Source organism: Pantoea sp. RIT413, from assembly GCF_003057675.2.
Lineage (GTDB): Bacteria > Pseudomonadota > Gammaproteobacteria > Enterobacterales > Enterobacteriaceae > Pantoea > Pantoea eucrina.
The window spans coordinates 14668-26248 of record NZ_QBJB02000008.1 but is presented as its reverse complement, the minus strand read 5'-3'; the positions used below and the strand labels follow the sequence as shown (position 1 = coordinate 26248).

Genomic DNA, 11581 nt, shown 5'->3' with positions numbered 1-11581 from the left:
ACTGTTATGACGGTGAAATTACGCCCTCTGGAGCGGGAAGATCTGCATTTTGTTCATCAGCTGGATAACAATGCCAGCGTAATGCGCTACTGGTTTGAAGAGCCTTATGAGGCGTTTGTTGAGCTCTCCGACCTCTATGACAAGCATATTCACGATCAGACCGAACGACGCTTTGTGGTCGAGTATGAAGAGGAAAAAGCGGGACTGGTCGAGCTGGTGGAGATTAACCATGTGCACCGCCGCGCGGAGTTTCAGATCATCATCGCGCCGGGGCATCAGGGGAAAGGCTTAGCCAGCAAGGCGGCGCGGCTGGCAATGGATTACGGTTTTTCCGTGCTGAATCTCTACAAGCTCTATCTGATTGTTGATCAGGAGAATGAGAAAGCGATTCATATCTACAGTAAGCTGGGCTTCGAAGTCGAAGGCGTGCTGAAGCATGAATTTTTTATCAACGGTGAATACCGTAACACCATCCGCATGTGTATTTTTCAGCAGCAGTATCTCGCCCAGCATAAACCCGGCAACGCCATGGTCAAGCCCACCGCCCAGTAAGCAGCGAATTTTACAGGTTTGCAGGGGCGCATGAATGCGTCCCCTACGGCACCTGAACCCCTCGTAGGGGCGCCATTAATGGCGCCCTGGCCGACGTTGCCGGGAATCCGCCAGGGGCGCATTAATGCGCCCCCTACGGCACCTGAACCCTTCGTAGGGGCGCCATTAATGGCGCCCTGGCCAATGTTGCCGGGAATCCGCCAGGGGCGCATTAATGCGCCCCCTACGGCACCTGAAAATTCTGTAGGGGCGCCATTAATGGCACCCTGGCCGACGTTGCCGGGAATCTGCCAGGGGCGCATTAATGCGCCCCCTACGAACCCGTAAGGATTATTACGCGGGGGCTAGCGGCCGCGCGCGCCTGTTACGTTCAGTACCGGCTGCGGATGATCCGGCTTCAGGGTATACATCCCGCCATAGAACGGATCGACTAACAGCCAGCCCGGGAAGCCGAGCAGCGGAATATTTCCCAGCACGTACCAGAGATTGGCACTCGCCTCAATGGGCAGCGTCAGCGGGACATAGCCCGGGCTTTCCAGCATGACCTGATAATGTTTTTTGCCGAAGTAACTGCCGTTTGATTTTGCCAGGTCTACGGTCTGGGGCGTGTAGCCCTGCGCCACCGCGCGCCCGGTCTCATCCTGTACCGTAAAGCGGGCGCCTTGCGGAATGGAGTCAATTTTTACCGGCTGCGTGTCTGTACCGACAATAGTGGCGCAGCCGCTTAGCAGCAGCGCGCAGGCGGGAAGAGTGTGTCGCAGGTTCATAGCAGATCCGCATCAGAGTCAGAGAGCACAGTGTAAACCGTGCTCTCTGGCTTTTCACTGACGACAATCGCGCTATCAGTGTGCTTTTTTTGTGCTTATTCAGCGTTGACAACAGGCAGCAATTGCCCGGATATCCTCAGGCGACGTCCGGCAGCAGCCGCCAATCAGCTGCGCACCCGCCTGCTGCCATTCGCTAAACTTCTCCTGCAGCGTGCAGCCAGAGGGTGCCGAGTGCCAGCTTTTACTCTCTGCATCATACTGCTCGCCCGAGTTAGGGTAGACCAGCAGCGGCTTCTGCGTCAGCGCCTGCAGCGTCCGCAGCGCCGGCGTGACGCTCTCCAGCGCGATACAGTTGATCCCCACCGCCACCACCTGCGGTGCCGCGTTAATTACCTTCATCACGCTCTCAAGCGGCGTGCCGTCGCTGATATGCTCTGCATCACGCAGCGTAAACGAAAACCACGCGCTGCTGTGCGGAAATTCAGCCAGCAGCGCGATCAGCGCCTGCGCTTCACCAAACGACGGCAGCGTTTCACACGCCAGCAGGTCGACACCCGCTTCCAGCAGCGCCGCCACGCGCGGCCGGTGGAAATCTTTCATCTCTTCCGGCGGCAGCGCGTAATCGCCGCGATATTCGGCCCCGTTTGCCAGATAGGCGCCCCACGGCCCCACTGAACCGGCGACCAGCAGCGGCGCCGTGGTGCCGGAAGCGGCGCGATAATCATCGCGTGCACGCTGCGCCAGCGTCACGCTCAGGCGAATCAGCTCGCCCGCCTTGCCGCTCTCCAGACCGCGCGCGGCAAAACCGCGCGGCGTTGCCTGATAGCTGGCGGTGATCGCTACCTGCGCGCCGGCAGCAAAGTAGTCGCGGTGCACGGCATAAATCAGTTCCGGCTGCTCCATCAGCACCTTTGCTGACCAGAGGGAATCTGCCAGATCGCAGCCGCGCGCCTCCAGCTCGGTGGCCAGTGCGCCATCAAGGATCAGCGGACAGGTCTGGGTGAGTGCTTCAGCAATCGGGTTACGCGGCATGGTTGCTCTCCTGCGTCTTAAGGGGTTTACGTCGCCGGGTAACATAGTAAGCAGCATAACAGAGCAGTACAAACGGAATACCGCACCAGAGCGCAATGCGCTGCGACGGATCGAAGGCCAGGCCCACGCACGCCAGCAGGCAGAGCACAAACCCCAGCACCGGCACCACCGGATAGAATGGCGCGCGCCAGGCGAGCTGTCTGATATCTTTGCCGGCACGCACGTAGCGCCGGCGGAAAACGTAGTGCGAGGCGCAGATGCTGAGCCAGACGGCCACCACGGCAAAACCGGAGATCGCCGACAGCGCCACAAATACCGTATCCGGCGCGATCACGCTGGAGAAGAGCGCCAGCAGGCCCCCCAGCATGCTGATGGTGATCGCCAGCACCGGAATACCGCGCCGGTTCACGCGCGCAAAACAGCGCGGCAGCGTATTTTCATTCGCCAGCGACCAGAGCATGCGTCCGGAGGCATAGAGGCCGGAGTTAGCGGCGGAGAGGATCGCCGTGAGAATCACAAAATTGAAGATGTCAGCCGACCAGGGAATACCGATTTTTTCAAACACCAGAACAAACGGGCTTTTGACGATGCCCGCCTGGTCCATCGGGATAAGTGCCGCCAGCACAAACACCGTGCCGACAAAAAAGATAATCAGGCGCGCGACGGTAGTACGGATAGCCAGCGGCAGCGCTTTCTGCGGATCCTCGGTCTCCCCTGCTGCAATCCCAATCAGTTCAGTACCGGAAAACGCAAAGTTTACCGCCACCATGGTCATCAGAATCGGCAGCGTGCCGTGCGGTAGCCAGCCTGACGCCGTCAGGTTATGCAGGCCAGGCGCGGCAGAGCCATCTTTCAGCGGGATAAAGCCAAACATCGCGGCGCCGCCCAGCACAATAAAGGCGATGATGGTGACCACTTTAATGACTGAGAACCAGAACTCACCTTCGGCAAAAAAGCGCGTCGAGATGATATTCAGCAGATAGATAGCCAGGCAGAACACCAGGCACCAGAGCCAGACCGGCACCGTCGGGAACCAGTACTGCATACAGAAACCGGCCGCGGTCAGGCTCGACCCCAGCGCCACGGTCCAGGTGAGCCAGTAGAGCCAGGCGACGGTATAGCCCGTGGCCGGGCTCAGATAACGTGCGGCATAGACGTGAAACGCGCCGGTTTCCGGCATCGCTACCGCCAGCTCGCCCAGGCAGGCCATGACCAGCCAGACCACCAGCGCGCCAATCAGATAGGCCAGCAGCGTGCCCGCTGCACCGGTGGTTGAGATGATATAGCCGGTATTGAAAAACAGGCCGGTGCCGATGACGCCACCCAGCGACAGCATCACCAGGTGCCGCACTTTCATCGTGCGTTTGAAACTTTCCTGCGGAGGGGTATTCGCGCTTTGCATACTGATAATCCATATGGACGTCTAAACTTCTATATGGATACAGAGTTATACGCATCCGCGCTGCGTTTTGCAACGTGGCAGAAACCGGAGATGGTGCAGGCCAGGAGAGCCCCGCGTTAACGGGGCAAAAAATCAGGCGCCAAACACGCCCTGCAGATAGCGCTCCAGCGCAACACGGGAACTGAAACCGTGGGGAATACCGTAATGCTCCTGTGAATCACCCATCAGGTAGAGAGGGAATTGCGTGTAGTGATCGCAGGTTTTCATCTCTGAGGCGGGCTCAGCAAAGTGCTGGCTTTTCTCTTTCAGCGTAGGATGGATCACCAGCGCCGTGCGTCCCAGACGCGCCTCACGGTTAACATAGACGTAGTTTTCACCACGACGGTAACCATAGGTTTTTGGCGTCAGAACATCCATTTCGAATCCTGCTTTTTCCAGTACGCGCGCAACCTCATCCGGACGTAAATACATGCTTGCTCCTCTCTTCTCACAGCCCCGCAACCTTACAACAGACCTGGGGTACAGACATTCGGATTTTCCCTAAAGCCTGGCATAGCGCTGCGTTTAATCACGTATCGTCTACACTTAGTATTACGTTTTAAATCAAAGGGAGCGAAAAATGTTTAATCGAACCACTAAAAACGATGACATTGATATCAATCAGGATGTAAACGATCTGGCTGATTCGCTGGAAGCGTTGCTTAAGTCTTATGGCAGCGACGCCAAAGATGAAGTCGACAGCGCGCGCGACAAGGCGCAAAAATTGCTGAAGCAGACCCGCGCGAAAATGAACGGCAATAGTTCAGTTTCCCAGGCGGCGCGCGATGCAGGCTATCAGGTTGACGCCTACGTACGCGATAAGCCGTGGCATGGCGTAGGACTGGGTGCCGCCGTAGGCCTGGTTCTGGGTGCACTGCTGGTGTCCCGCCGCTAACCGGCACATGATTCTGAAAAAGCCCTGCTGATGCAGGGCTTTTTTTTGCCTTTCAGCGACCAGAAAAATTTTTTCCATTGCAAAAAGCGCAGCCTGCCTGGGTTGTTGTACCGTCAGAGCAATACCCCTTCAGTTATCGGGTTGACCGCCACAAATACCACATCTAGTATCTAATTATACAAAAGACGCTACATATTGATTTATGACCGGTTGCGCCTGGCAACAGCAGCTATCTTCATGTCACTAAAAGGAAATGCGAATCATGAGCATTATTATTTACACTAAGAGTAACTGTGTCCAGTGTGATACCACTAAAAATGCCCTGGACCGCTGCGGCATGACGTATCAGCTCATCAACCTTGATACCGCGCCGGAAGCGCTCGAAGAAATTAAAGCGCTGGGATATCGCCAGGTGCCGGTTGTTATGACGCCGGATGACAGCTGGAGCGGTTTCCGTCCGGATAAAATTGCTGCGCTGCGGCACTCCGCTGCGGTAAGTGAATAGCGCCATGTATCCGCTGGTCTATTTTTCCAGCCGGTCAGAAAACACCCACAGGTTTATTACACGCCTGGCGCTGCCGGCGCACCGCATTCCTGCAGAGGCTAACCAGCGGCTGCAGGTTGACCACCCCTATATTCTGGTGGTGCCGAGCTATGGCGGCGGCGGTGTGCAGGGTGCCGTCCCGCGCCAGGTGATTCAGTTTCTTAACGACAGCGCAAATCGTCGCGGCATCCGCGGCGTCATTGCCGCCGGCAACCGCAATTTCGGCAGCGGTTTCTGCCTGGCAGGCGACATCATTGCGCGTAAATGTCAGGTGCCCTGCCTTTATCGCTTTGAAATGATGGGCACGCCGGAAGACATTGCGCAGGTTAAAGCAGGAGTAACCCAATTTTGGCAACAGCAGACACCCTGAACAGCACGCAGCTCGATTACCACGCGCTGAACGCGATGCTGAATCTGTATGACACAGCGGGTCATATTCAGTTTGAAAAAGATCGCGAAGCGGCGCGGCAGTTTTTCCTGCAGCACGTTCAGCCCAATACGCTGACCTTCAGCTCCGCTGCTGAGCGGCTGCGCTATCTGGTTGAGGAAGGCTACTACGAAGCCAGCGTCCTGAATCAGTATGACTTTCGCTTTCTCTGCGCCCTGCATGATGAAGCGGATGCGCAGGATCACCGCTTTCACACCTTCCTCGGTGCCTGGAAGTTTTACACCAGCTATACGCTGAAAACCTTTGATGGCAAACGTTACCTGGAGACCTTCACCCAGCGCGCCTGCATGGTGGCGCTGACGCTGGCGCGTGGCGATGAGCAGCAGGCGCGAGCGCTGCTGACAGAGATCCTGAGCGGCCGTTTCCAGCCCGCCACACCTACGTTTCTGAACTGCGGCAAGCAGCAGCGCGGTGAGCTGGTCTCCTGCTTCCTGCTGCGTATTGAAGATAATATGGAGTCGATTGGCCGCGCGGTGAACTCTGCCCTGCAGCTCTCTAAACGCGGCGGCGGCGTGGCGTTTCTGCTTTCTAACCTGCGCGAAGCGGGAGCGCCGATCAAGCGTATCGAAAACCAGTCATCCGGCGTGATCCCGGTCATGAAGATGCTGGAGGATGCGTTCTCTTACGCTAATCAGCTGGGCGCGCGTCAGGGGGCCGGTGCGGTCTGGCTGAACGCCCATCATCCCGATATTCTGCGCTTCCTCGATACCAAACGTGAAAACGCGGATGAAAAAATCCGCATTAAAACGCTCTCGCTGGGCGTAACGATCCCGGATATCACTTTTCAGCTGGCAAAAGAGAACCGGGATATGGCGCTGTTTTCGCCGTATGACGTTGAGCGCATCTATGGCAAAGCGTTCGGCGATATCAGCATCAGCGAGCACTATGACGCGATGCTGGCGGACGAACGCATCCGCAAAACCTATATCAACCCGCGCGACTTTTTCCAGACGCTGGCAGAGATCCAGTTTGAGTCGGGCTACCCCTATATCATGTATGAGGATAGCGTTAACCGCAGTAATCCGATTGCCGGGCGCATTAATATGAGCAACCTCTGTTCAGAGATTTTGCAGGTCAACAGCGCCAGCGAACTGAATGAGGATCTCAGCTACCGGCGCACGGGCAAAGATATCTCCTGTAATCTCGGCTCGCTGAATATCGCACACGCGATGGATTCCCGTGACCTCCCCCGCACCGTGGCGGTGGCCGTGCGGGCGCTCACCGCCGTGTCAGAGATGAGTGAGATCGCTTCGGTGCCGTCCGTCGCCGAAGGCAATCGCCGTTCACACGCTATTGGCCTCGGGCAGATGAATCTGCACGGCTATCTGGCGCGGGAAGGTATCGCCTACGGTTCAGAAGAGGCGCTTGATTTCACCAACCTCTACTTTTACTGCGTCACGTTTCACGCACTGCGTACCTCAAACCAGCTGGCCCGGGAGCGTCAGCGCAGCTTTGACGGGTTTGAGCAGTCTCACTACGCCAGCGGAGAGTACTTCGATAAATATATTACGTGCAGCTGGCAGCCGCGCACCGCGCGCATTGCGCAGCTATTTGACGATGCCGGTCTTGTCCTGCCGACGCAGGCTGACTGGCAGGCGCTGCGGTCGGCGGTGATGCAGCACGGGCTGTTTAACCAGAACCTGCAGGCGATCCCGCCAACCGGTTCTATCTCCTACATCAACCACGCCACCTCAAGTATTCATCCGATTGTGTCACGCATTGAGATCCGTAAAGAGGGTAAAACCGGACGCGTCTATTATCCGGCGCCGTTTATGACCAATGAAAACCAGGCATTTTATCAGGATGCCTACCAGATTGGCCCTGAGGCGATTATCGATACCTATGCGGAAGCAACCCGGCATGTCGATCAGGGATTGTCGCTGACGCTGTTTTTCCGCGACGACGTTACCACGCGCGATATCAACAAAGCGCAGATTTACGCCTGGAAAAAGGGCATTAAAACGCTCTATTACATTCGCCTGCGTCAGATGGCGCTACAAGGCACGGAGGTTGAGGGCTGCGTCTCCTGCGCCCTGTAAAGTTATGATGAAACTTAATGCTATTCAGGCGATTAACTGGAATCGCCTGCAGGATGATAAAGATCTTGAGGTCTGGAACCGTCTCACCAGTAATTTCTGGCTGCCGGAAAAAGTGCCGCTTTCCAACGATCTGCCTGCGTGGCAGGCGCTGGCACCGGCGCAGCAGCAGCTGACTATCCGCGTATTTACCGGCCTGACGCTGCTCGATACGATTCAGAATGTCGTGGGCGCACCGGGCCTGATGCCGGACGCCGCCACGCCGCACGAAGAAGCGGTGCTGTCAAATATCAGCTTTATGGAGGCGGTACACGCCCGCTCCTACAGCTCGGTTTTCTCCACGCTATGCAACACGGCAGACGTTGACGCTGCCTACCGCTGGAGCGAAGAGAACGCCGCGCTGCAGAAAAAGGCGCAGATCATTCTGGCGCACTATCAGGCGGACGATCCGCTGAAGAAAAAGATCGCCAGCGTTTTCCTGGAGTCGTTTCTGTTTTATTCCGGCTTCTGGTTGCCGATGTACTGGTCCAGCCGGGGCAAGCTGACTAACACCGCCGATCTGATCCGCCTGATCATCCGCGATGAGGCGGTTCATGGTTACTATATTGGCTATAAATATCAGCAGGCGCTGCAGCACGCCGATGCCGCGCGGCGTGAAGCGCTGCAGCAGTTCGCTATCGATCTGCTGCTGGAGCTGTATGAAAACGAACTGGCTTATACCGATGCGCTGTATGGGGAATCGGGCTGGGCGGAAGAGGTAAAAGCCTTTCTGCACTACAACGCTAATAAAGCGCTGATGAATCTGGGCTATGAAGCGCTGTTTCCGGCGGAGATAGCAGCAGTCAACCCGGCAATACTGGCGGCATTGTCGCCGAACGCAGATGAAAACCACGACTTCTTCTCCGGCTCCGGCTCCTCCTATGTCATGGGCAAAGCCGTGGAAACGGAGGATGAGGACTGGGATTTCTAATCGGCTCTGGCGCCAGGTGGGTAGTCCTCTCTGGCGCTCCTGATGCAACGCAGTGGCGGCTCTGCGGATCGCCACTCCGCGTAATGGCCTCACGCGCCCTGCGGAACGTCCTTATGACAAACGCAATCTCCTGTTTCATCCTGCCTTACTTATCTATCAACGTACCGGAATATTTCCGACACTCAGCGTCCGCTATTTAATTAATATCAGTGTCGTTAAAGCGCGATTTATCCGCATTTCACGCAGCGATTTGACTAAAACCTGCCAAATTTCACAAAAAATTCAGAAAAAATTGATCCGCGCTCATCCCTCGTGGGCTCTGGAATTAGCGGCAATAGTCAGGATGCATTTGCCGGAAATATTCTGTGCAAGGGTTGTCAGACACTCTCACTATGTTAGGTTATAGGGCGCTTAAATTTAATCAGGGTACAACAAGAAATAGTCAGACATTTAACCAGGAATGTAATTATTGCATGGCAATTAAACTCGAAGTTAAAAATTTATATAAAGTATTTGGCGATCATCCGGAAAAGGCATTTAAGCTCATTGCGCAAGGCGCAAGCAAAGAGACAATTCTGGCGAAAACCGGTCTCTCAGTAGGCGTACAAAATGCCAGTCTGGCCATTGAAGAAGGCGAGATCTTCGTCATCATGGGGCTGTCAGGATCTGGAAAGTCCACCATGGTTCGCCTTCTCAATCGTCTGATAGAGCCCACGCAGGGCCAGGTGATTATCGATGGTGTCGATATTGCTAAAATATCAGATAGCGAACTGCGCGAAGTACGCAGAAATAAGATCAGTATGGTGTTTCAATCCTTCGCGCTTATGCCACATATGACGGTACTGAATAATACCGCCTTTGGAATGGAATTAGCTGGCACGCCGCTTCATGAACGTCAGGAAAAAGCGCTTGAGGCATTGCGTCAGGTAGGGCTGGAAAATTATGTCAATGCTTATCCGGATGAACTTTCCGGCGGTATGCGTCAGCGCGTGGGATTAGCGCGCGCGCTGGCAATTAATCCCGATATTTTACTGATGGATGAAGCGTTCTCCGCTCTGGATCCCTTAATTCGTACCGAAATGCAGGATGAGCTGGTAAAGCTGCAGGCAAAACATCAGCGCACCATTGTCTTTATTTCTCACGATCTTGACGAAGCCATGCGTATTGGCGATCGCATTGCCATTATGCAGGGCGGCGAAGTAGTTCAGGTTGGTACGCCTGATGAGATCCTCAATAATCCCGCGAATGATTATGTCCGCACCTTTTTCCGCGGTGTGGATATTAGTCATGTCTTTAGCGCTAAAGATATTGCGCGCCGCAGTGCCGGAGCGCTGATCCGTAAAGCGCCCGGCTTCGGTCCGCGCTCCGCCATTAAGCTGCTGCAGGATGAAGACCGCGAGTTTGGCTATGTGCTGGAAAAACAGAAGTTTGTTGGCGTGGTCTCCAGTGATTCGCTGAAAGCGGCACTGGCCGCCGGTGCCGGGCTGGATAGTGCGCTGCTGGAAGCCCCGCAGGCGGTGCCTGCTGATACCTCACTGAATGATTTGCTTTCCCATGTGGCGCAGGCGCCGTGCGCCGTACCGGTAGTCGGTGAAGATAATCAGTACGTCGGTATCATCTCCAAAAGCATGTTATTGCGTGCGTTAGACCGTGAAGGAGCCCAGCCATGAGTAAACACACCGCCAACCCATGGGATAGCGCCAGCCAGAGCGCAGCGCAAACAACCACGCCTGATGCCAGCGCCGCCGATCCCTGGTCAGGCGCCGCTTCAGCCACGCCTGCAGAGAGCAGCACCGGTGGCGCAGATGCGTGGGGGGATCCCGCAGCCACCAGCGGCGGTCATGACGCTGCCACTGGCACGGCCAGCGGCAGCGACTGGCTCAACAGTGCACCTGCACCAGCGCCGGAACATTTCACTATCATGGACCCGTTCCATAAAACCTGGATTCCGCTCGACAGCTGGGTGACCGAGGGCATCGACTGGGTCGTGAACCACTTCCGCCCGCTGTTTCAGGGTATCCGCGTTCCGGTGGATTACATCCTGAGCGCCTTCCAGCAGCTGCTGCTGGGCATGCCGGCACCGGTGGCGATTGTGCTGTTCGCGCTGATTGCCTGGCAGATTGCGACGCCGGCGATGGGCATTGCCACGCTGGTTTCACTAATTGTAATTGGCGCGATTGGCGCATGGTCGCAGGCCATGGTAACGCTGGCGCTGGTGCTCACCGCCCTGCTGTTCTGTATTGTCATTGGGCTGCCGCTGGGTATCTGGCTGGCGCGCAGCGAGCGTGCCGCGCGTATCGTCCGTCCGCTGCTGGATGCGATGCAGACCACGCCCGCCTTTGTTTATCTGGTGCCGATTGTGATGCTGTTTGGTATCGGCAACGTACCAGGCGTGGTGGTAACCATCATCTTTGCACTGCCGCCGATTGTGCGCCTCACAATTCTCGGTATTAAACAGGTGCCTGCTGACCTGATTGAAGCCAGCGAATCCTTCGGCGCCAGCCCGCGTCAGATGTTGTTTAAGGTCCAGCTGCCGCTGGCGATGCCAACTATCATGGCCGGGGTTAACCAAACGCTGATGCTGGCGCTATCAATGGTGGTTATCGCCTCCATGATCGCGGTCGGCGGACTGGGCCAGATGGTGCTGCGCGGCATTGGCCGCCTCGATATGGGGCTGGCCACCGTTGGCGGCGTCGGCATTGTGATCCTCGCCATTATCCTCGATCGCCTCACGCAGTCGGTTGGCCGCGATAGCCGCAGCCGGGGTAGTCGTCACTGGTACAGCACCGGTCCGGTTGGCCTGCTACTGCGTCCGTTCAGTAAAAAAGCCTGATTTTTTTGGGCGGTCCATCGTGGCCGCCCGTCTCCGACGTCACACGTAAAATAAGGAATGACT

At 56.3% G+C, this 11581-nt stretch carries 12 protein-coding genes; 8 read left to right on the top strand and 4 right to left on the bottom strand.

Annotation, left to right across the window (positions count from 1 at the left end):
- The first annotated feature begins 6 nt into the window (after window positions 1–6).
- Window positions 7–552 (top strand): spermidine N1-acetyltransferase, encoded by a 546-nt coding sequence (gene speG, locus DBY66_RS11720; RefSeq protein ID WP_039379754.1) that lies wholly within the window; start codon window positions 7–9, stop codon window positions 550–552.
- 344 nt (window positions 553–896) lie between these two features.
- Here the strand turns inward: speG and DBY66_RS11715 are convergent, their stop codons facing one another.
- The 4 genes from DBY66_RS11715 to DBY66_RS11700 all read right to left on the bottom strand — a co-directional run bounded on the left by DBY66_RS11715 (window position 897) and on the right by DBY66_RS11700 (window position 4224).
- On the bottom strand, window positions 897–1319 hold the full coding sequence (locus tag DBY66_RS11715; RefSeq protein WP_094111732.1) for a hypothetical protein: 423 nt from the start codon (window positions 1317–1319) through the stop codon (window positions 897–899).
- 99 nt (window positions 1320–1418) lie between these two features.
- Window positions 1419–2351: a homocysteine S-methyltransferase gene (gene mmuM, locus DBY66_RS11710; RefSeq protein WP_108570362.1), complete on the bottom strand. Its 933-nt coding sequence runs from the start codon at window positions 2349–2351 to the stop codon at window positions 1419–1421.
- Window positions 2341–3753 carry an S-methylmethionine permease gene (gene mmuP, locus DBY66_RS11705; RefSeq protein WP_039379760.1) on the bottom strand — a complete coding sequence of 471 codons (1413 nt, stop codon included), beginning with the start codon at window positions 3751–3753 and terminating at the stop codon, window positions 2341–2343. Before mmuP ends, mmuM begins: the two co-directional genes overlap by 11 nt.
- 132 nt (window positions 3754–3885) lie before the next feature.
- Window positions 3886–4224 (bottom strand): DUF2002 family protein, encoded by a 339-nt coding sequence (locus tag DBY66_RS11700; RefSeq protein ID WP_039379762.1) that lies wholly within the window; start codon window positions 4222–4224, stop codon window positions 3886–3888.
- A gap of 148 nt (window positions 4225–4372) precedes the next feature.
- Between DBY66_RS11700 and DBY66_RS11695 the strand changes: the two genes are divergently transcribed.
- The 7 genes from DBY66_RS11695 to proW all read left to right on the top strand — a co-directional run bounded on the left by DBY66_RS11695 (window position 4373) and on the right by proW (window position 11518).
- Complete coding sequence (locus DBY66_RS11695; protein WP_039379764.1) at window positions 4373–4687, top strand: DUF883 family protein; 315 nt, start codon at window positions 4373–4375, stop codon at window positions 4685–4687.
- A gap of 262 nt (window positions 4688–4949) precedes the next feature.
- Window positions 4950–5192: a glutaredoxin-like protein NrdH gene (gene nrdH, locus DBY66_RS11690; RefSeq protein ID WP_094111733.1), complete on the top strand. Its 243-nt coding sequence runs from the start codon at window positions 4950–4952 to the stop codon at window positions 5190–5192.
- Between the two features lie 4 nt (window positions 5193–5196).
- Complete coding sequence (gene nrdI, locus DBY66_RS11685) at window positions 5197–5601, top strand: class Ib ribonucleoside-diphosphate reductase assembly flavoprotein NrdI (RefSeq protein WP_039379768.1); 405 nt, start codon at window positions 5197–5199, stop codon at window positions 5599–5601.
- Window positions 5580–7718, top strand: a complete 2139-nt coding sequence (nrdE, locus tag DBY66_RS11680; protein WP_104085320.1) for a class 1b ribonucleoside-diphosphate reductase subunit alpha — start codon at window positions 5580–5582, stop codon at window positions 7716–7718. The genes nrdI and nrdE overlap by 22 nt, the downstream gene beginning before the upstream one ends.
- Window positions 7719–7722: 4 nt before the next feature.
- The gene (nrdF, locus tag DBY66_RS11675; RefSeq protein ID WP_071668501.1) at window positions 7723–8685 is read left to right on the top strand and encodes a class 1b ribonucleoside-diphosphate reductase subunit beta; all 963 of its coding nucleotides are present in this window, start codon (window positions 7723–7725) and stop codon (window positions 8683–8685) included.
- 473 nt (window positions 8686–9158) lie between these two features.
- Window positions 9159–10355: a glycine betaine/L-proline ABC transporter ATP-binding protein ProV gene (gene proV / locus DBY66_RS11670; protein ID WP_108570363.1), complete on the top strand. Its 1197-nt coding sequence runs from the start codon at window positions 9159–9161 to the stop codon at window positions 10353–10355.
- A complete protein-coding gene (gene proW, locus DBY66_RS11665) occupies window positions 10352–11518 on the top strand; it encodes a glycine betaine/L-proline ABC transporter permease ProW (protein ID WP_108570364.1) in 1167 nt (388 codons plus the stop codon). The genes proV and proW overlap by 4 nt, the downstream gene beginning before the upstream one ends.
- Window positions 11519–11581 lie beyond the last annotated feature (63 nt).

Excerpts from the sequence above, each read along its gene's own strand:
- speG (WP_039379754.1), top strand. The coding sequence starts at position 7 with ATGACGGTGAAATTACGCCCTCTGGAGCGGGAAGATCTGCATTTTGTT.
- DBY66_RS11700 (WP_039379762.1), bottom strand. The coding sequence starts at position 4,224 with ATGTATTTACGTCCGGATGAGGTTGCGCGCGTACTGGAAAAAGCAGGA.
- mmuP (WP_039379760.1), bottom strand. The coding sequence starts at position 3,753 with ATGCAAAGCGCGAATACCCCTCCGCAGGAAAGTTTCAAACGCACGATG.
- mmuM (WP_108570362.1), bottom strand. The coding sequence starts at position 2,351 with ATGCCGCGTAACCCGATTGCTGAAGCACTCACCCAGACCTGTCCGCTG.
- DBY66_RS11715 (WP_094111732.1), bottom strand. The coding sequence starts at position 1,319 with ATGAACCTGCGACACACTCTTCCCGCCTGCGCGCTGCTGCTAAGCGGC.
- nrdF (WP_071668501.1), top strand. The coding sequence starts at position 7,723 with ATGATGAAACTTAATGCTATTCAGGCGATTAACTGGAATCGCCTGCAG.
- nrdI (WP_039379768.1), top strand. The coding sequence starts at position 5,197 with ATGTATCCGCTGGTCTATTTTTCCAGCCGGTCAGAAAACACCCACAGG.
- proW (WP_108570364.1), top strand. The coding sequence starts at position 10,352 with ATGAGTAAACACACCGCCAACCCATGGGATAGCGCCAGCCAGAGCGCA.
- proV (WP_108570363.1), top strand. The coding sequence starts at position 9,159 with ATGGCAATTAAACTCGAAGTTAAAAATTTATATAAAGTATTTGGCGAT.
- nrdH (WP_094111733.1), top strand. The coding sequence starts at position 4,950 with ATGAGCATTATTATTTACACTAAGAGTAACTGTGTCCAGTGTGATACC.
- DBY66_RS11695 (WP_039379764.1), top strand. The coding sequence starts at position 4,373 with ATGTTTAATCGAACCACTAAAAACGATGACATTGATATCAATCAGGAT.